The 17,183-nt window shown below is 55.7% G+C and carries 16 protein-coding genes; 10 read left to right on the forward strand and 6 right to left on the reverse strand.

Features of this window, described 5'->3' with window-relative positions; genetic code table 11:
* Window positions 1-71 precede the first annotated feature (71 nt).
* A complete protein-coding gene (pdhR, locus tag IBT54_RS13425) occupies window positions 72-836 on the reverse strand; it encodes a pyruvate dehydrogenase complex transcriptional repressor PdhR (RefSeq protein WP_033781878.1) in 765 nt (254 codons plus the stop codon).
* Window positions 837-1,352: 516 nt separating this feature from the next.
* Between pdhR and aroP the strand changes: the two genes are divergently transcribed.
* The 3 genes from aroP to IBT54_RS13440 all read left to right on the forward strand — a co-directional run bounded on the left by aroP (window position 1,353) and on the right by IBT54_RS13440 (window position 5,275).
* Complete coding sequence (gene aroP, locus IBT54_RS13430) at window positions 1,353-2,708, forward strand: aromatic amino acid transporter AroP (RefSeq protein ID WP_013356787.1); 1,356 nt, start codon at window positions 1,353-1,355, stop codon at window positions 2,706-2,708.
* Window positions 2,709-2,906: 198 nt separating this feature from the next.
* On the forward strand, window positions 2,907-4,319 hold the full coding sequence (locus tag IBT54_RS13435; RefSeq protein ID WP_033781877.1) for a glycoside-pentoside-hexuronide (GPH):cation symporter: 1,413 nt from the start codon (window positions 2,907-2,909) through the stop codon (window positions 4,317-4,319).
* A complete protein-coding gene (locus tag IBT54_RS13440) occupies window positions 4,316-5,275 on the forward strand; it encodes a family 43 glycosylhydrolase (protein ID WP_201252290.1) in 960 nt (319 codons plus the stop codon). Before IBT54_RS13435 ends, IBT54_RS13440 begins: the two co-directional genes overlap by 4 nt.
* On the opposite strand, the gene ampE is transcribed toward IBT54_RS13440, so the two are convergent.
* Together ampE and ampD are read right to left on the reverse strand one after the other, a co-directional pair.
* Complete coding sequence (gene ampE, locus IBT54_RS13445; protein ID WP_061061612.1) at window positions 5,257-6,111, reverse strand: beta-lactamase regulator AmpE; 855 nt, start codon at window positions 6,109-6,111, stop codon at window positions 5,257-5,259. The two genes, IBT54_RS13440 and ampE, sit on opposite strands and share 19 nt — an antisense overlap.
* Window positions 6,112-6,127: 16 nt before the next feature.
* Complete coding sequence (ampD, locus tag IBT54_RS13450; RefSeq protein WP_013356783.1) at window positions 6,128-6,679, reverse strand: 1,6-anhydro-N-acetylmuramyl-L-alanine amidase AmpD; 552 nt, start codon at window positions 6,677-6,679, stop codon at window positions 6,128-6,130.
* A gap of 197 nt (window positions 6,680-6,876) precedes the next feature.
* Here ampD and nadC point away from each other — a divergent pair, with 197 nt between their 5' ends.
* From nadC to hofC, 4 genes are all read left to right on the forward strand, one after another.
* On the forward strand, window positions 6,877-7,773 hold the full coding sequence (gene nadC / locus IBT54_RS13455) for a carboxylating nicotinate-nucleotide diphosphorylase (protein ID WP_033781873.1): 897 nt from the start codon (window positions 6,877-6,879) through the stop codon (window positions 7,771-7,773).
* A gap of 175 nt (window positions 7,774-7,948) precedes the next feature.
* Window positions 7,949-8,404, forward strand: coding sequence for a prepilin peptidase-dependent pilin (gene ppdD, locus IBT54_RS13460; RefSeq protein WP_201252291.1), 456 nt, complete (start codon window positions 7,949-7,951; stop codon window positions 8,402-8,404).
* Window positions 8,391-9,776: a type II secretion system protein GspE gene (gene gspE, locus IBT54_RS13465; RefSeq protein WP_013356780.1), complete on the forward strand. Its 1,386-nt coding sequence runs from the start codon at window positions 8,391-8,393 to the stop codon at window positions 9,774-9,776. The genes ppdD and gspE overlap by 14 nt, the downstream gene beginning before the upstream one ends.
* A complete protein-coding gene (gene hofC / locus IBT54_RS13470; protein ID WP_201252292.1) occupies window positions 9,769-10,968 on the forward strand; it encodes a protein transport protein HofC in 1,200 nt (399 codons plus the stop codon). The genes gspE and hofC overlap by 8 nt, the downstream gene beginning before the upstream one ends.
* Window positions 10,969-10,994: 26 nt before the next feature.
* Here the strand turns inward: hofC and IBT54_RS13475 are convergent, their stop codons facing one another.
* Window positions 10,995-12,035 (reverse strand): GMP reductase, encoded by a 1,041-nt coding sequence (locus IBT54_RS13475; RefSeq protein WP_201252293.1) that lies wholly within the window; start codon window positions 12,033-12,035, stop codon window positions 10,995-10,997.
* Window positions 12,036-12,269: 234 nt separating this feature from the next.
* On the opposite strand from IBT54_RS13475, the gene coaE reads away from it, so the two are divergent.
* The 3 genes from coaE to yacG are packed head-to-tail and all read left to right on the forward strand — an operon-like array spanning window position 12,270 to window position 13,835.
* Window positions 12,270-12,878 (forward strand): dephospho-CoA kinase, encoded by a 609-nt coding sequence (gene coaE / locus IBT54_RS13480; RefSeq protein ID WP_201252294.1) that lies wholly within the window; start codon window positions 12,270-12,272, stop codon window positions 12,876-12,878.
* A gap of 4 nt (window positions 12,879-12,882) precedes the next feature.
* Window positions 12,883-13,626 carry a cell division protein ZapD gene (gene zapD, locus IBT54_RS13485; protein WP_201252295.1) on the forward strand — a complete coding sequence of 248 codons (744 nt, stop codon included), beginning with the start codon at window positions 12,883-12,885 and terminating at the stop codon, window positions 13,624-13,626.
* Between the two features lie 8 nt (window positions 13,627-13,634).
* Window positions 13,635-13,835 (forward strand): DNA gyrase inhibitor YacG, encoded by a 201-nt coding sequence (gene yacG / locus IBT54_RS13490; RefSeq protein WP_013356775.1) that lies wholly within the window; start codon window positions 13,635-13,637, stop codon window positions 13,833-13,835.
* 27 nt (window positions 13,836-13,862) lie between these two features.
* Here the strand turns inward: yacG and mutT are convergent, their stop codons facing one another.
* A complete protein-coding gene (gene mutT / locus IBT54_RS13495; protein ID WP_095706198.1) occupies window positions 13,863-14,258 on the reverse strand; it encodes an 8-oxo-dGTP diphosphatase MutT in 396 nt (131 codons plus the stop codon).
* Window positions 14,259-14,412: 154 nt separating this feature from the next.
* Complete coding sequence (secA, locus tag IBT54_RS13500; RefSeq protein ID WP_033731564.1) at window positions 14,413-17,118, reverse strand: preprotein translocase subunit SecA; 2,706 nt, start codon at window positions 17,116-17,118, stop codon at window positions 14,413-14,415.
* Between the last annotated feature and the right edge of the window lie 65 nt (window positions 17,119-17,183).

Raw genomic sequence — 17,183 nt, forward strand, 5'->3', positions numbered from 1 at the left:
TGAATAATCGGGAGCCTGTTAAAGCAGATGCAGGCAGCCTCGTCTGATGTCCGTACGATCTTTGTCGCACGTTATTCCTTACGTTGCTGTAAACGACGCAGGGAGCGTTCTCGACGGCTCTGCTCCCGACTTCTGTCCAGCAAGATTTCCTCTATGAACGCCAGGTGACGGTGTGAAGCCTCGCGCGCTTTTTCTGGCTCACGAGCCACAATCGCCTCAAAGATTCTGGCGCGGTGACCGCTCACTTTTGCCAGCATTTCCCGGCGCGAGTAGAGCAATTCGAAATTCTGACGAACGTTTTGTTCCAGCATAGGGCCCATTGAGCGTAGCAAATGTAAAAGCACAACATTATGGGCCGCTTCTGTGACAGCGATCTGATACTGCATCACTGCGTCCGCTTCGGCGTCTAAGTCGCCGCTGTCCTGCGCCTGCTGGATGTGCACATGGCAGTCGCGAATGCGCAGCAGGTCTTCTTCCGTGCCGCGCAGAGCTGCGTAATAGGCCGCGATGCCTTCTAAGGCATGACGTGTTTCCAGCAGATCAAACTGTGATTCCGGATGGTCGGCGAGAAGCTCAACGAGTGGATCGCTCATGCTTTGCCAGAGATGCTCCTGTACGAATGTTCCGCCACCCTGTCGGCGCAGCAATAATCCTTTGGCTTCTAAGCGCTGGATCGCTTCGCGGAGAGATGGACGTGAGACATCGAATTGTTTAGCGAGTTCGCGCTCAGGGAGCAGCTTCTCTCCCGGACGCAGGGTCCCTTCCATAATCAGGGATTCGAGCTGTTGCTCGATAGCGTCGGAGAGCTTGGGTTGGCGAATCTTACTGTAAGCCATCATCCCTTCTTATTAAGCCAATCGTCCGGAGTAAATTGGTAATACCAATTGCAAAGAGGTGCCGGTAAAGTAACAAAGTATTCACCTTGTGTCTATATGGTGTCTGCGACATTCACCTCCCCCGCAAGCCTGTGCTGACGCTAACTCGCGGTTAAAAAAATGAAAAATCCCCGTTCCTGTAAATGTTAAATAAATGCACTTTTACCAAACCTTACACCCGCTCAGGGCCTGAGCGCAGCAGTAACCATAAGTGAAAGCTATTCGTCATTAACGGCATTTCATGGCAGAAGTTTGCGGGGTACAGACGTGACCGGGACGGCGTTTTTTCAGTCAACTCTCAGCACGAAAGGCGAAAGCAGGTGCAAAGCGATTCGCTTATCACTATTCTTGTCGCCAGGGTAGCAGATGGCAGCATTCAGCACGCCAGATACCGTAAAATAATCAATACGTTATTGTAACTACTTCATTACAGCGGACTGCGCTGCGAACGAAGAATAAAAACATCACGAGGTTTGTATGGAACAACAGCAAGGCGAAGCGCTGAAACGTGGTCTTAAGAACCGCCATATTCAGCTCATCGCGCTGGGTGGTGCAGTGGGAACCGGGCTGTTTCTGGGCAGTGCATCGGTCATTGAATCCGCCGGACCGGCCGTTATTCTGGGCTATGCGATTGCCGGTTTTATTGCCTTTTTAATCATGCGTCAGCTGGGTGAAATGGTGGTGGAAGAGCCGGTCGCCGGCAGCTTCAGCCACTTCGCGTATAAATACTGGGGCAACTTTGCCGGCTTCGCCTCGGGCTGGAACTACTGGGTCCTTTACGTACTTGTTGCCATGGCGGAACTTACCGCCGTCGGTAAATATATCCAGTTCTGGTGGCCAGACTTTCCGACCTGGGCCTCAGCCGCCATCTTCTTCGTGATGATCAACGCCATCAACCTGACCAACGTGAAAGTGTTTGGTGAGATGGAGTTCTGGTTCGCCATTATTAAAGTGGTCGCGGTCATCGGCATGATCCTGTTTGGTGGCTGGCTGCTGTTCAGCGGTCACGCGGGTCCGCAGGCGACCGTGCGCAACCTGTGGGAACAGGGCGGCTTTTTCCCGCACGGCATCGGCGGTCTGGTCGCGGTCATGGCAATTATCATGTTCTCGTTCGGCGGACTGGAGCTGGTGGGTATCACCGCTGCAGAGGCTGACAACCCGGAAGTGAGCATTCCAAAAGCAACTAACCAGGTGCTGTGGCGTATCCTGATTTTCTACATTGGTTCACTGGCGGTGCTGCTGTCTCTGATGCCGTGGAGCCGTGTCACGTCAGAAGTCAGCCCGTTCGTCTTTATTTTCCACGAGCTGGGCGATGCCATGGTAGCGAATGCGCTGAACGTGGTGATCCTGACGGCGGCCCTGTCGGTCTATAACAGCTGTGTTTACTGCAACAGCCGCATGCTGTTTGGTCTGGCACAGCAGGGCAATGCGCCGAAAGCGCTGCTGAAAGTCGATCGTCGCGGTGTGCCGGTCTTAACGATTCTGGTCTCGGCTGTCGCCACTGCGCTGTGCGTGCTGATCAACTACCTGATGCCGGGTGAAGCATTTGGCCTGCTGATGTCGCTGGTCGTCTCCGCGCTGGTGATTAACTGGGCGATGATCAGCCTGGCGCACCTCAAGTTCCGTCGTAAGAAAGATCAGCAGGGCGTCACCACCCGCTTCAAAGCGCTGCTCTATCCGGCGGGTAACTGGATTTGCCTGGTCTTCCTGGCGGCGATTCTGGTGCTGATGGCGACCACGCCGGGCATGGCGATCTCTGTCTGGCTGATCCCCGTCTGGCTGGTCATTCTGGGTATTGGTTACTTTATCAAGAACCAGACGCAAAAGGCCTGATGCCTTACCGCGTACTGCAACCTCCTGTGGGAGGTTGCAGTACGTCACCCGCGTTCCCCTGCCCCTCTTCAGCCCCGATCCAGTTCACACTTCTCTTCCCGCACCTGTTTTGTCCATCTTCATGACGAATTACTCCCGTTCATCTCGCTGATTTGATGACAATAATTCCTGTTCACACTGGATGCGCAGGAGAAAACCATGAAAGGTGCAGCCCTCTCGTTTCGGGAAAAACTGGGTTATGGCATGGGCGATGCCGGATGCAACATGATTGGCGGTGCCATCATGCTGTTCCTGAACTACTTCTATACCGATGTTTTCGGGCTGGCTCCGGCGCTGGTCGGGACCCTGCTGCTTTCGGTCCGGGTGCTGGATGCGGTCACCGACCCGATTATGGGTGCCATCGCCGATCGCACCCAGAGTCGCTGGGGCCGTTTTCGTCCCTGGCTGCTGTGGGTTTCCGTGCCCTATGTGGTCTTCAGCGTTCTCATGTTCACCACGCCAGACTGGACTTATCACAATAAGGTGATCTGGGCCTTCGTCACCTACTTCCTGATGTCGCTGACCTACACCGCGATTAACATTCCTTACTGTTCGCTGGGCGGCGTGATTACCAACGATCCCGGTGAGCGTGTCTCCTGTCAGTCATACCGTTTTGTCATGGTCGGCATCGCCACGCTGATACTGTCGCTGTCGCTGCTGCCGATGGCGGAGTGGTTTGGCGGTGAAGACAAAGCACGTGGCTATCAGATGGCGATGGCGGTACTGGCCACCATTGGTCTGGCGATGTTTCTGTTCTGCTTTGCCACGGTACGGGAACGTATTCGCCCGGCCGTGCCGAGCAATGATGACCTGAAGAAAGATCTGCGTGACGTCTGGAAGAATGACCAGTGGGTGCGCATTCTGCTGCTGACCTTCTGCAACGTCTGTCCTGGCTTTATCCGCATGGCGGCCACCATGTATTACGTGACCTGGGTCATGGGCCAGTCAACGCACTTTGCCACGCTGTTTATCAGCCTGGGGGTGATTGGCATGATGTTCGGCAGCACGCTGGCAAAACTGCTCACCGATCGCTGGTGCAAACTCAAAGTCTTCTTCTGGACCAATATCGTACTGGCTCTCTTCTCCAGCGCCTTCTACTGGATCGATCCCCACGCTACCGTGATGGTTGTGGTTGCCTATTTTGTGCTGAATATTCTGCATCAGATCCCCTCTCCGCTGCACTGGTCACTGATGGCCGATGTGGATGACTATGGCGAATGGAAAACCGGCAAACGCATTACCGGTATCAGCTTTTCCGGCAACCTGTTCTTCCTTAAGGTGGGGCTGGCGGTCGCCGGTGCGATGGTCGGCTTTCTGCTGTCGATCTACGGCTACAATGCAGGCGCTAAACAGCAGTCACCGGAAGCGATTAACGGCATCATGCTGCTGTTCACCGTTATTCCGGGCGTCGGCTATCTGATTACTGCAGGTGTGGTGCGGCTGATGAAAGTTGACCGCAAAATGATGATTACCATCCAGCAGGATCTCGCGCTGCGCCGCGAAAACTTCCATGAGTTACACACTGTTCGCCTGCGTAACGGTGTTGTCACGCCAACCGGAGATGTTAAATGACCGCAATCCTGCCGAATCCTTTTATTGAGCAGCGCGCCGATCCCTTTATCCTGCGCCATGAACATCACTACTATTTTGTGGCCTCGGTACCGGAGTATGACCGGCTGGAGATCCGGCGCGCTACCACGCTGGCTGGCCTGCGCAGCGCCGAACCGGTTGTGGTCTGGCGCAAGCCCGCGAGTGGTTCCTGCAGCGAATTAATCTGGGCACCTGAGCTGCACTACATTGACGGTCAATGGGTCATCTATTTCGCGGCAGCCCCGACGCGGGAGATCAAAGAAGGACTGTTTCAGCACCGGATGTATGCGCTGGTGTGTGAGGCGGCAGATCCGTTGCAGGGCGAATGGCAGCCCTGCCGCCGCGTCTTCAGTCAGTTCGACAGCTTCTCACTGGATGCTACCCACTTCGTGCATCAGGGCAAAAACTGGTATCTCTGGGCGCAGAAAGATCCCCTGATTCCCGGCAACTCTAACCTCTACCTGGCTGAGCTGCTGAATCCCTGGACGCTGAAAGGCACGCCGGTGATGCTAAGCCGGCCGGAATATGAGTGGGAGTGTGCAGGGTTCAGCGTTAATGAAGGTCCGGCGGTCATCCGTCACGGCGATCGGCTGTTTGTGACCTACTCCGCCAGCGCCACCGATGAGAATTACTGTCTGGGGCTCCTGTCGATTGCCGCAGATGCCAACCCGCTTGATGCCGCGGCCTGGCAGAAATCAGCGCGACCAGTGTTTGTGTCCAGCTGGGACAACCACCAGTACGGGCCGGGTCACAATAGCTTTACTCAGGATGAGGCAGGACGCGACGTGCTGGTTTACCACGCTCGTAATTACACTGAAATTGAGGGCGATCCGCTCTGGGATCCGAACCGCCATACCCGACTGAAATATTTCAGCTGGCGGGAAGATGGCACGCCCGATTTCGGCGTGCCACCTGCTGATTACACCAGCGTGCCGTAAATCGTCAGCAACGCGACGGCAACAACCAGCACCAGCGAAGTCCGTTTTGCTAACGCCACGGCCACCCGTGGCGTTTCAACTTTATCGGTGTGCGGATCGCGCGACAGTGAGAACTGCGCCAGCATCGTCAGCACGTGATACTGAGAACGGTGACGATCGGTCAGCGAGGCAAACCAGGCGGGCAGCGCTTTTTCGCCGTGGCCCAGCAGCGCGTAAGCGACACCCGCCAGCCGCACCGGTATCCAGTCGAGCAGATGCAGAATCGCATCCACGCCCGATTGTGCACGCGCCATCGGTGTACCGTGCTTTGCCAGCCAGCCCTGCCAGGCACGCAGAAACGCGTAACCCACCAGCAGCACAGGTCCCCACGGCCCACCCACCACCAGCCAGAACATCGGGGCGAGATAGAAACGGAAGTTTATCCAGATCAGCGCATTCTGCAGCTCGCGCAGGAACTCACGTTCGCTGCACTCCACCGGCACACCATGGATTAGCGTCAGCTCAGCCGCCATCGCCTGATGTGCCGCGTCGTCGTCATGGCTGGCCGCTTTCAGGTAGCTATGGTAGTGCTGACGTACTGAGCCGGCACCGATGCAGAGCAGTCCGGCAACGATCCAGAACAGCAACTGCAGCACGCCAAACAGCAATCCTTTCAGACTCCAGACCACCAGCGCGGTCAGCGCCATCGCCAGTACGGTCATCAGCAGGGTTCGCATCATGGAGTAATGGCGGCGATGGCGAAAAATCGGCTCCAGCCGGTGTTCGAGCTGCCAGTGCTCGCCCAGTTTGAACAGGCGCTCCCAGCCTAAAACCAACAACAAGGTAAACAACGTCATACTGACTCCGCAAAAATCACGATTTTTGCTGCGTTAACAGCTGTTTGTAGTAGTCCCAGTCAAAAGCAGGTCCGGGATCGGTTTTGCGTACCGGCGCGATGTCGCTGTGCCCCGTGATACGTGAAGGCGTTACCGGATAGTGTTGCAGCAGTAACTGCGTGACCTGCTGCAAGGCCCGATACTGCGCCTCGCTATACGGCTCGCTGTCAGTTCCTTCCAGCTCAATACCGATGGAGAAGTCGTTGCAGTTTTCACGTCCTTCAAACTGCGAAATGCCTGCATGCCAGGCGCGTTTGTCAAAGGGGACATACTGCACGATCTCCCCGTCACGACGAATCAGGCAATGTGCTGCCACTTTCAGGGCGGCAATATCCGCAAAATAGGGATGAGCATCCGGCGGTAATGTGCCGGTAAACAGTCTGTCGATCCAGGGGCCGCCAAATTCACCAGGTGGCAGGCTGATATTGTGGATCACCAGCAGTGAAGGCGCCTCATTGTCAGGGCGTTCATTACAATGCGTTGACGGCACGTGACGCACACCGGTCAGCCAGCCCTGTTTGATTTTCATACCGCTTTTCCTTATATCGCCAGGCTGAGAATAGCATGAATAATAAAGGATTCTTGCCTCTTAGTGTGTCGGTCCGGTGACATTAAATTGCCCTTTGTTAAGGATACTAAACAAAATGTTATCCGTTGCTGGAACCTGATGCCGGTTCAGGCTATTGTGACCGCCTCTGTCCTTCCTGTTTCTGGAGTAAAATGCCTATGTCATCCCGTGGTTATGATCCCGACAGCCGCCGTCAGGCCCTGATTAAACGCATTGAAAGTGACATCCCGGATGCCGTTGCGCTGGCGTTAAAAGAGGATCTCGGTGGTGAAATCGACGCTGATCGCGACATTACCGCGCAGCTGTTACCTGCTGAAACGCAGGCCCATGCGCAGGTCATCACCCGTGAAGCCGGTGTTTTCTGTGGTAAACGCTGGGTTGAAGAGGTGTTCATTCAGCTTGGCTCGCATGTGACTCTGAACTGGCATGTTGAAGATGGTGATCGAATCGAAGCAGATCAGTTGCTGTTTGAAATTGAGGGGCCTGCCCGCCTGCTGCTGACCGCCGAGCGCACGGCGCTTAATTTTGTACAGACGCTCTCGGGCGTTGCCACTGAAGTCAGCCGCTATGTTGCGCTGCTGGCGGGAAGCCAGACGCAACTGCTGGATACGCGCAAAACTCTGCCAGGACTGCGGACTGCGCTGAAATATGCCGTGCTGTGCGGCGGAGGCAGCAATCATCGCCTCGGCCTCTCTGACGCCTATCTGATCAAAGAAAACCATATTATTGCCAGCGGATCGATTGCTCAGGCAGTCGAACGCGCGCAGTGGCTGCAGCCCGATGTGCCGGTTGAGGTAGAGGTGGAATCCTTAGAAGAGTTACGTCAGGCGCTGGAAGCGGAAGCCGACATTGTGATGCTGGACAACTTCAGTCTGGAAGCGATGCGTGAAGCCGTCGAACTCAACCAGGGGCGGACGCTGCTGGAGGTCTCCGGCAACGTGACCGAAACCACCCTGCCACAGATCGCCCTGACCGGTGTGGACTACGTCTCGGTTGGCGCGCTGACCAAGCATGTGCGGGCGCTGGATCTCTCAATGCGTTTTAAACAAAAATAGCCTGTCCCGCCGTAACCTGACACGGCGATTTTGCGACCCCGCTTCCGGCGCAGTTTCGACTGCGCTGCAATTCTGAAATCTCTTCACATTACGCTTTCCAGTTCGCCGATCTCTGACTGTCTTTCACTGCCCCCGATTTTTACCCTGTCGCCTTCTTAACTCAGGAGACGATGTGATGAATTATCAACGTGGATTTACGCTGGTTGAACTGATGATTGTGGTGGGTATTGTGGCGATCTTAAGTGCCATTGGCCTGCCCGCTTATCAAAACTATCTGCAGCGTGCGGCCCTCACCGACATGCTGCAAACGATGGTGCCCTATAAAACCGCGGTAGAGCTTTGCGCCATGGAGCGCGGTGGCCCCACACAATGTCAGGCCGGAGAATCAGGCATTCCGGCAGCCAGAGGATCGCGCTATGTCTCAACACTGAGCGTGACCAACGGGGTAATTACGCTGACTGGTCAGGAGAGTCTGAATGGTCTGAGCGTTGAAATGCTGCCGATCTGGGACAGCACAGAGGGCGGCATCAGCTGGCAACGCAGCTGCACCAGCAGTAACACCAGCCTGCAGGACAACTGCCGGGAACAATTCCGCTTTGCGGATAAAGGAGCCAGCGATGAGCAAGCCTGATGAGACGATTGCGGCATTATGCCAGCGCTATCGTGCTCTGGTTTTGCATCATGATGCCAGTCTGCTGCGCGTTGCCGTCGCGGAGAGCGTGCCGCCCGGACTGGCTGAAGCGCTCAACTTTGCCAGCCAGTGTCAGATTGAGATCGAATGCTGGCCACAGGCCCGGCTTGACCAGCTCCAGCACGCTGATAAACCGCTGGTAGCGCGCGAAGAGACACCTACCGAGTCAGCAATTGAAGCGACACAGCTTATCCTGCGTCAGGCACTGGAGCGACGAGCCTCCGATGTGCATATCGAACCCTGCCGCGAGGGTCTGCGTGTGCGACTGCGCATTGATGGCGTACTGCATCCGCTCTCTTCACTGCCTTCCACTCAGCCTGCGGCGTTGCTGGCACGACTGAAGATCCTTGGCGGTCTGGATATCGCCGAACGCCGCTTACCGCAGGATGGTCAGTTCAGCATGGAGATTGCCGGTAAACCCGCCTCTTTCCGCCTGGCGACCTTACCCATCTATGGCGGCGAGAAAGCAGTGGTCCGGCTGTTGCAGAGTGAAAGCGCGGCGCTGTCTCTGGATAAGCTCGGCTTACCCGCTGCCCAGTTGCGTCTGTTCTGTGCCGCACTGGCCCAGCCACAGGGACTGATCCTGGTCACCGGCCCCACCGGCAGTGGCAAGACGTTTACGCTTTATAGCGGACTCAGTGCCCTGAATAAACCGGAAAAAAATCTGTGCAGCGTTGAAGATCCTATTGAGATCCCACTGCCCGGCATTAACCAGACGCAGATTCACACCAAAAACGGTCTCGATTTTAACCGTGTGCTGCGGGCGCTGCTGAGGCAGGATCCGGATGTGATCATGGTGGGCGAGATCCGCGATGCCGAAACAGCGGAGATTGCGGTGAAAGCGGCGCAGACCGGGCATCTGGTGCTATCGACGCTGCACACCAACTCCACCGCCGAAACGCTAACCCGGCTGCGGCAGATGGGGATTCCCGGTTATCTGCTGGGGTCAGCGCTGAAACTGATCGTTGCGCAGCGTCTGGTCCGACGCCTCTGCCCCCATTGCCGTCAGCCCGCTGAGGCGGTGGCGCACTATCCTGCGGAACTCTGGCCCGGCACTCTGCAGACCTGGCGGGCCCCCGGCTGTGACCACTGCTTCTCCGGCTATTTTGGCCGGCTGGCGCTGTTTGAGCTGCTGCCGATCAATGCCAGGCTGCAGAATGCGATTGCAGCCGAGATGCCGCTGGAGAATCTGCTCAGTCTGGCCAAACAGCAGGGATTGCGCACTTTACTGGTTTCCGGCCTGGAAGCGGTAAGCCGGGGCGATACCTCGCTGGAAGAGATGCAACGGGTGATTGGGCTGGACGATGGCTAACGCAGCTTTATTCAGCTGGCAGGCAGTCGATAGCCAGGGGCAGTTACTCAGTGGTCAGCTACTGGCTATCGACACTGACAACCTGCTGCAGATGCTGGCACAGCGCGATCTTCTGCCGGTGAGCTGGAAGCGGGAAAAAATCTGGCGTCAGAGGGAGTGGACGTGGCAGCACAAAACCGATCTGATTCGTCAGCTGGCTACCCTGCTCAAAGCGGGCCTGCCACTGGCTGAGAGTCTGGCTTTGCTGGCTGAGGGGCATCCGCATGCAGGCTGGCGGGCTCTGATGCTCGCCCTGCATCATCGGGTACTCAGCGGTGCCCCTTTTTCACAGGCTTTGCGTGAATGGCCGCAGATTTTTCCGCCGCTCTACCCGCCTCTGATGGAAGTGGGCGAACTGACGGGGCAGCTGGATGTCTGCTGCAGTGAGCTGGCTCAGCAGCAGATCCGCCAGCAGCAGCTATGGCATCAGGTGGCAAAGGCGTTACGCTATCCGCTGTTCATTCTGCTGGTGGCGATAGCGGTCACCTGCGGCATGCTGCTGTTCGTGCTGCCAGAGTTTGTTGCGGTGTATGACTCCTTTGACGCGCCCCTGCCCGCGTTTACAGCCGCGGTTATGCAGTTATCTGCCGCGCTTCAGGAATGGGGCGGTGTGCTGGCCTTTGGTATTTCGCTGATGCTGGCTGGATGGCATCAGCTGCGACGACGCTCTCCAGGCTGGCAACGTCGTGAACAGACGCTTTTCCTGCGCATCCCGCTGCTTTCCGGGTTGTGGCGTGGCACGCAGCTGACGCAGATCTATACCATCCTGAATCTCACGCAGCGCGCCGGGTTAACCCTGTTACAGGGGCTGGCCGCCGTGGAAGTCACGCTCTCTTCATTACTCTGGCGGGAAGCGATGGCCGGACTGCAGCAGCATATTGCGCAGGGGAGTCCTCTGCATCAGGCGCTGATGCAGCATCCGCTATTCACGCCCTTATGTGGTCAGTTGATTCGGGTGGGTGAAGAGGCGGGCGCACTGGATTTGATGCTGGCCCGCCTGGCGGAATGGCACGAGGCAGAAACGCGAGAGCGCGCTGACACACTGGCGGCGTCACTGGAACCAATTATGATGGTGGTGATTGGCGGGATTGTCGGCACGCTGGTGATTGCGATGTATCTGCCGGTGTTCGGGCTGGGTGATGCGATGCATTAAGGGGGCGCAAAGTGCGCCCCGAAAGACTATCGATTGAAAACGCGGTTTTCCTGCTCGTTAACCCGGATAAAGGTCGTACGCTTGGTCAGCTCTTTAAGGCGCTCAGCCCCGACGTACGTACAGGCGGAACGCAGTCCACCCAGGATATCACGCGCGGTGTCAGCCACCGGACCGCGCAATGGCAGCTTCACGGTTTTACCTTCTGCGGCACGGTATTGCGCGACACCGCCGACATGACGCTTCATTGCCGATTCGGAACTCATGCCGTAAAAGAGCATGAAGCTTTCACCATTCTCTTCGACGACCTGCCCTTCACACTCATCATGTGCCGCCAGCATACCGCCCAGCATCACAAAATCAGCGCCGCCGCCAAAGGCTTTTGCAATATCGCCCGGCACGGAACAGCCGCCATCACTGACAATCTGTCCGCTTAAGCCATGCGCCGCATCGGCACACTCAATGACTGCAGAAAGCTGCGGATAGCCCACGCCGGTTTTCACCCGTGTAGTACAGACCGAACCCGGGCCAATACCGACTTTGACGATATCCGCGCCGGAGAGGATGAGCTCCTCCACCATTTCGCCCGTGACCACGTTACCGGCACAGATGGTTTTAGCCGGAAACATTTCACGCGCGCGCTGCAGGAAATCGACAAAATGCTGCGAGTAGCCGTTAGCCACGTCAATGCAGATAAACTGCAGATCGTCAGACAGCGCCATAATCGCGACCAGTTTAGTCAGGTCGGCTTCTGAGGTGCCGGTTGAAACCATCACATGGTTCAGGGCTGTCGCAGGCACGCGCTGAATAAACGCCCGCCAGTCGTCTGCGCTGTAATGCTTGTGGACGGCAGTGAGGATATTGAAGCTGGCCAGCGCCTCGGCCATCGAAAATGTGCCGACGGTATCCATGTTGGCGGCGATGATCGGTACGCCGCTCCAGCTCAGGCCTGAATGTCTGAAGGTAAAGCTGCGCTCAAGCTCAACCTGTGAGCGACTTTGCAGCGTTGAACGTTTGGGGCGGATCAAGACATCTTTAAAGCCCAGTTTCAAATCTTCTTCAATACGCATAAACAGTGTCCTGGTAAGTGGCAATGAATCGTCGTTCACGAAGTAAGCACAGCTCCAGTGACGTTATGATACGCGCCTCTCGCTGCGCGACAAGACTGCGAATTTCACTTTATTTACGCTACAATCCGTTAAATTTAGTTGTGCTTTATCGGTGTGATCTGCCGCGCATTTTTGCCTTTTTTAGCCAGATCATTACCCTGTACCTATGTCGGATTATGAAGTCAGGTGAGAAACATGCCCTATATCGTCGCGCTTACAGGGGGAATCGGCAGTGGAAAGAGTACGATTGCCCAGGCATTCGCCGCGTCTGGCGTGGACATTATTGATGCTGACCTGATCGCCCGCGAAGTTGTTGAACCTGGCACGCCCGCTTTGCAGGCCATTCAGGCACGCTATGGCGCGTCAATCGTGACGGAACAGGGAATGCTTGATCGTAAACAGCTTCGCGACATTATTTTTCAGCAGCCTGACGAGAAAAGCTGGTTAAACGCCCTGCTGCATCCGCAGATTAACGCCCGGACACGAGAACTGATCGCCCAGGCCACCTCACCTTATGTGCTCTGGGTGGTGCCATTACTGGTGGAAAATCAGTTACAGCACCAGGCTGATCGGGTACTGGTGGTAGACATTGATGAGGCAACGCAGTTAAAGCGCACCCAGCAGCGTGACCATCTTTCCGTCGAACAGGCGAAACGTATTATTGCCGCACAGGCCACGCGCCAGCAGCGCCTCGCCTGTGCCGATGACATTATTGATAACAGTGGTGAGCCCGACGACGCCTTGCCACAGGTTGCCGAACTCCATCAGCGCTATCTCAGGCTGGCGGCAACGAAACAGGATTAATACCATGAGCACACCCGTTCTGTTTGAACACCCACTGAATGAAAAAATGCGAACCTGGTTACGGGTTGAGTTTTTGATTAATCAGTTAGATGAAACGACCCCACTGGATAAAACCGTTAATGCGCTGACCTTTTTTCGCCTGACTGGCGAGTTGCTCGATATTTTTGAGCGCGGCGATATGCGGACAGAACTGTTGAAAGAGCTTGATCGCCAGCAGCAAAAATTACGGGCGTGGGCTGACGTGCCTGGCGTCGATATGACGCTGGTGGATGCTCTGCGCGATAAACTCAAAATTCAGTCAACGCTGTTGATGAATGCACCGCGTATGGGCCAGCAACTGCGCGAGGATCGTCTGATTGCCCTGGTGCGTCAGCGACTGAGCATCCCAGGCGGATGCTGCAGCTTTGATTTGCCGGGCCTGCACATCTGGCTCCATCTGCCGCAGGAAACGCGCGATGCGCAGGTCGAGGCCTGGATGCAGACGCTGGAGCCGCTGCATCATGCGCTGGCGATGGTATTGGATCTAATCCGCCAGTCCGGCGCGTTCCATATGCAGACCAGTCTTAATGGTTTTTATCAGGATAATGCCGAGGGTGCCGATCTGCTGCGACTGCAGTTGTCGCTGGACGATGCGCTCTATCCCCAGGTGTCCGGACATAAAAGCCGCTACGCCATTCGTTTTATGCCACTTGATAGTGAGCGCGGTGAAGTTCCGGCCCGCCTTAACTTCCAGCTGGCCTGTTGTTAGAGGTAAATATGCAGCAAGAAGTGATGACCGTTTCCTGTCCGCAGTGCGGCAAAGATGTGATCTGGGATGAGCTCAGCCCGTGGCGCCCTTTTTGCAGTAAGCGCTGCCAGCTCATCGATTTAGGAGAATGGGCCGCAGAAGAAAAACGCATTCCCAGCAGCAACGACATGAACGACAGTGACAACTGGAGCGAAGAAGAAGATCGCTGATGAGATGGGGCGCACTGCCCCATCCAGTCAGAGTTCGCCCGCGACCAGACGCGCAATCAGCTGGTGATTCGCGGGTGGAAACTCCTCCGCCACCAGCGCATGCTGATCAACCCAACGCTGTGGCTGACCCTCTTTGCCCCACGGCTCGCCTTTCCACCCTTCAACCAGAAAGAAATGCAGCGTTACGCGCAGATCGTCATAGCTGTGGTCTGCATGACCAATCGGGCGCGCCTCAGTGACGTCAATCCCGGTCTCTTCGTGTAGCTCCCTGACCAGCCCCTGTTCGGCGCTTTCGTTCGCTTCAATCTTACCGCCAGGAAACTCCCACTTGTTCGCCATGTAAGAGCTTGCCGCGCGCTGGGCAAGGAAAATCTGTTTATTGGCATTGCGAATGATGCCAACTGCAACCTGCAGGTGCTTCATGGAAACTATCCGGTCGTCATAAGTGAATGAAGGCTGATTCTAGAGCATGCCGGAGCGGAAGTTAACCGCTTTAGCTCCGAGCTGGCGCACTCGCTGCGCTGGCACAGACCATAAAAAAAGGAGCCAGCGGCTCCTTTTTTATCAGCATTCAGTTTCAGGCGATACGGCCATGACACTGCTTGTACTTTTTACCGGAACCACATGGGCAGGGATCGTTGCGGCCAACTTTGCGTTCGCCGCTCTGCTCCGCCACAGGCTCGGCTGCCAGCAGATCTTCTTCTACATGGCTTAGCTGCTGTTGCTGCGCCAGACGTTCAGCTTCTTCACGACGCTGTTGCTCCATCGCTTCAACTTCTTCTGGCATGCGCACCTGCACTTTGCTCAGCGTACTGATCACTTCATACTTCAGTGATTCAAGCATTGCGGCAAACATAGCGAAGGACTCACGCTTGTACTCCTGCTTCGGATCTTTCTGCGCATAGCCGCGCAGATGGATACCCTGACGCAGATAGTCCATTGCAGCCAGATGCTCTTTCCACAATGAATCCAGCGTCTGCAACATCACGCCTTTTTCGAAGTTGCGCATCATCTCTGCACCAACGATCTGCTCTTTCTCTGCGTAGCTTTCCGTGGCGTGGGTCATGATGCGCTCACGCAGCACTTCTTCGTGCAGATCAGGCTCTTTATCCAGCCATTCTGCAATCGGCAGATTCAGATCGAAGTCAGCACGCAGACGCTCTTCCAGACCCGGCACGTCCCACATCTCTTCCAGCGACTGCGGCGGAATATAGGTGTCGATGGTGGCTTTATAGACATCGTGGCGAATGCTGTTGATGGTTTCGCTAACGTCCGAGACATCCAGCAGCTCATTACGCTGACTGTAAATCGCGCGACGCTGGTCATTTGCCACATCATCATATTCCAGCAGCTGCTTACGAATATCGAAGTTGCGGCTTTCAACTTTACGCTGTGCGTTGGCAATCGCTTTGGTAACCCACGGATGCTCAATCGCTTCGCCTGGCTTCATGCCCAGTTTACGCATCATGTTGGAGACGCGGTCTGAGGCGAAAATACGCATCAGCGCATCTTCCATCGACAGGTAGAAGCGTGAAGAACCGGCGTCACCCTGACGGCCGGCACGACCACGCAGCTGGTTATCGATACGACGCGATTCGTGACGTTCGGTACCGACAATGTGCAGACCACCTGACGCCAGAACCGCATCATGACGAATCTGCCATGCCGCTTTAATCTCCTGGATTTGCGCTTCAGTTGGCTCTTCCAGTTCTTCCACTTCAGCGTGCCAGCTACCGCCCAGCATAATATCCGTACCACGTCCGGCCATGTTGGTGGCGATAGTGACCGCACCCGGCTGACCAGCCTGCGCCACGATGTCCGCTTCGCGGGCGTGGAATTTGGCGTTCAGGACGTTATGTTTGATACCGGCACGGGTCAGTTCGTTAGAAACCACTTCTGATTTTTCAATCGAGATGGTTCCCACCAGCACCGGCTGACCGTTGGCTGTGCGCTCACGGATATCTTCGATAATGGCATCGATCTTCTCTTTCTCGGTCATGTAGACCAGGTCGGCCAGATCTTTACGCACCATCGGACGGTTGGTCGGCACCACAATGGTGTCGAGCTTGTAAATAGAGCTGAATTCGAACGCTTCGGTATCAGCAGTACCGGTCATACCGGCCAGCTTCTCGTAAATACGGAAGTAGTTCTGGAAGGTGATCGAGGCCAGCGTCTGGTTCTCGTTCTGAATCTCAACGCCTTCTTTCGCTTCAATCGCCTGATGCAGACCATCGGACCAGCGACGGCCCTGCATGGTACGGCCGGTGTGTTCATCAACAATCACCACTTCGCCATCTTTCACGATGTAATCAACATCGCGGGTAAAGAGTGCGTGCGCACGCAGCGCCGCAGTGACGTGATGCATCAGCATGATATTGGTCGGTGAGTAGAGAGACTCGCCCGCTTCCATGATGCCCTGGCTGACCAGCAGCTCTTCCACTTTCACCAGACCACGCTCAGACATGTGAGCCTGACGCGCTTTCTCATCGACCCAGAAGTCACCTTCACCCTGATGGGTCTCGGTATCTTCTTTATCCTGGCGAACCAGATGAGGGATGATCTTGTTCACTTTGGTGTAAAGCTCAGAACTGTCTTCTGCCGGACCAGAGATAATCAGCGGCGTACGCGCTTCATCGATCAGGATGGAGTCGACCTCATCCACCAGCGCATAGTGCAGTTTACGCTGTACGCGCTCTTCCGGGCTGAAAGCCATGTTGTCGCGCAGATAGTCAAAGCCATATTCATTGTTGGTGCCGTAGGTAATATCAGCAGCATAAGCTTCACGCTTCGCCACCGCCGGCAGGCCTGACATGTTGATACCGATGCTTAAACCCAGGAACTCGAACAGTGGACGGTTATTTTCCGCATCACGCTGTGCCAGATAGTCGTTGACGGTCACCACGTGAACGCCTTTGCCGGACAGCGCATTCAGATAGGCTGGCAGCGTTGCGGTCAGGGTTTTACCTTCACCGGTACGCATTTCAGCGATGCAGCGGTCGTTCAGCACCATGCCGCCGATCAGCTGCACGTCGAAGTGACGCATGCCGAACACACGTTTACTCGCTTCACGCACGGTCGCGAACGCTTCCGGGATAAGGCTTTCCAGAGATTCACCTTTTTTCAGGCGCTCGCGGAACTCGTCGGTTTTCGCTTTCAGTTCATCGTCAGAGAGCTTCTCAAAATCGGGCTCCATCTTATTGATGACGTCCACCACTTTGCGCATACGGCGCAGCGTACGATCGTTACTGCTACCAAAAACCTTGGTCAATATTTTGCTTAACATAGTAAATATATTCTCAATTCAGCCGGCGCATTCCGGACTGCAAAATCTAAACAGCATGAATAAAA

Source organism: Pantoea sp. S62 (genome assembly GCF_016658625.1).
GTDB classification, from domain to species: Bacteria; Pseudomonadota; Gammaproteobacteria; order Enterobacterales; family Enterobacteriaceae; genus Pantoea; species Pantoea vagans.

What these genes read in the sequence shown, in the direction of transcription:
- pdhR (WP_033781878.1), bottom strand. Translation starts at nt 836, where the DNA reads ATGGCTTACAGTAAGATTCGCCAACCCAAGCTCTCCGACGCTATCGAG.
- aroP (WP_013356787.1), top strand. Translation starts at nt 1,353, where the DNA reads ATGGAACAACAGCAAGGCGAAGCGCTGAAACGTGGTCTTAAGAACCGC.
- IBT54_RS13435 (WP_033781877.1), top strand. Translation starts at nt 2,907, where the DNA reads ATGAAAGGTGCAGCCCTCTCGTTTCGGGAAAAACTGGGTTATGGCATG.
- IBT54_RS13440 (WP_201252290.1), top strand. Translation starts at nt 4,316, where the DNA reads ATGACCGCAATCCTGCCGAATCCTTTTATTGAGCAGCGCGCCGATCCC.
- ampE (WP_061061612.1), bottom strand. Translation starts at nt 6,111, where the DNA reads ATGACGTTGTTTACCTTGTTGTTGGTTTTAGGCTGGGAGCGCCTGTTC.
- ampD (WP_013356783.1), bottom strand. Translation starts at nt 6,679, where the DNA reads ATGAAAATCAAACAGGGCTGGCTGACCGGTGTGCGTCACGTGCCGTCA.
- nadC (WP_033781873.1), top strand. Translation starts at nt 6,877, where the DNA reads ATGTCATCCCGTGGTTATGATCCCGACAGCCGCCGTCAGGCCCTGATT.
- ppdD (WP_201252291.1), top strand. Translation starts at nt 7,949, where the DNA reads ATGAATTATCAACGTGGATTTACGCTGGTTGAACTGATGATTGTGGTG.
- gspE (WP_013356780.1), top strand. Translation starts at nt 8,391, where the DNA reads ATGAGCAAGCCTGATGAGACGATTGCGGCATTATGCCAGCGCTATCGT.
- hofC (WP_201252292.1), top strand. Translation starts at nt 9,769, where the DNA reads ATGGCTAACGCAGCTTTATTCAGCTGGCAGGCAGTCGATAGCCAGGGG.
- IBT54_RS13475 (WP_201252293.1), bottom strand. Translation starts at nt 12,035, where the DNA reads ATGCGTATTGAAGAAGATTTGAAACTGGGCTTTAAAGATGTCTTGATC.
- coaE (WP_201252294.1), top strand. Translation starts at nt 12,270, where the DNA reads ATGCCCTATATCGTCGCGCTTACAGGGGGAATCGGCAGTGGAAAGAGT.
- zapD (WP_201252295.1), top strand. Translation starts at nt 12,883, where the DNA reads ATGAGCACACCCGTTCTGTTTGAACACCCACTGAATGAAAAAATGCGA.
- yacG (WP_013356775.1), top strand. Translation starts at nt 13,635, where the DNA reads ATGCAGCAAGAAGTGATGACCGTTTCCTGTCCGCAGTGCGGCAAAGAT.
- mutT (WP_095706198.1), bottom strand. Translation starts at nt 14,258, where the DNA reads ATGAAGCACCTGCAGGTTGCAGTTGGCATCATTCGCAATGCCAATAAA.
- secA (WP_033731564.1), bottom strand. Translation starts at nt 17,118, where the DNA reads ATGTTAAGCAAAATATTGACCAAGGTTTTTGGTAGCAGTAACGATCGT.